The sequence below is a fragment of the Hymenobacter agri genome (assembly GCF_054778495.1).
In genome coordinates this window covers 1-573 of sequence record NZ_BAAGZM010001268.1, presented here as the reverse complement: position 1 = coordinate 573, position 573 = coordinate 1, and the positions used below count along the sequence as shown (strand labels likewise).

2 protein-coding genes are annotated in these 573 nt (G+C 66.1%); one reads left to right on the top strand and one right to left on the bottom strand.

Going from position 1 to position 573, the window contains the following annotated elements; translation table 11 throughout:
- Positions 1 to 202 (bottom strand): hypothetical protein (locus tag ACYVDE_RS25735; protein WP_460504342.1); only part of this gene is annotated, 202 nt, incomplete at its 3' end.
- Positions 203 to 331: 129 nt separating this feature from the next.
- Here ACYVDE_RS25735 and ACYVDE_RS25730 point away from each other — a divergent pair.
- Positions 332 to 573 (top strand): hypothetical protein (locus tag ACYVDE_RS25730; protein WP_460504341.1); only part of this gene is annotated, 242 nt, incomplete at its 3' end.

Below are 573 nucleotides of genomic sequence, written 5' to 3'. Positions count from 1 at the left end.
CGCTCTGGCCTGGGGCCTGGGCCGCGCCGCCCTGCGCGGCCTCACCTCGCCCGAGAGCATCCGCCGAACGGTATTGCTGCTGAACGAACCAAAAATGCCCGCTCGCGGCCGGCTGGCTGCCGCCACGGCCCTTTCGCGAACCCGCGGTTTCGATGCCGACTTGCGGCGATTGGCTGAAACTACGTTGCTGCGCGTGGCCCAAAAAGACCGCAGCTACGCTGTGCGTGCAGCGGCAGTCAGCACATTGGGTAAAATTGCGGCTCCGGTTCCGGCGCAGACACTTGAGTTTCGGGATTCTGCTAATCCACCAGCCCTCACTCCAGCAAGATTATTGGCCCGCTTAGCCACGAAAGACCCTGATTACCGCGTGCGGCTGAGTGCCATTCGGGCGCTGCCGTTTGGGGCAGAGGCTTACCCGGCCAGTCGTAAAGCCGTATTCGAGGCCCTGCGGCGCGACCGGGCGCCGGTGGCTCTCACGGCCGCTGAGTGGTTGCTGGCCCACGCCAAGGGAGAGTCAGGCCCCATGCTGGCCGCGCTGGCCGATGGCAACAAGCAGGCCTCGGTGCGGGTGCG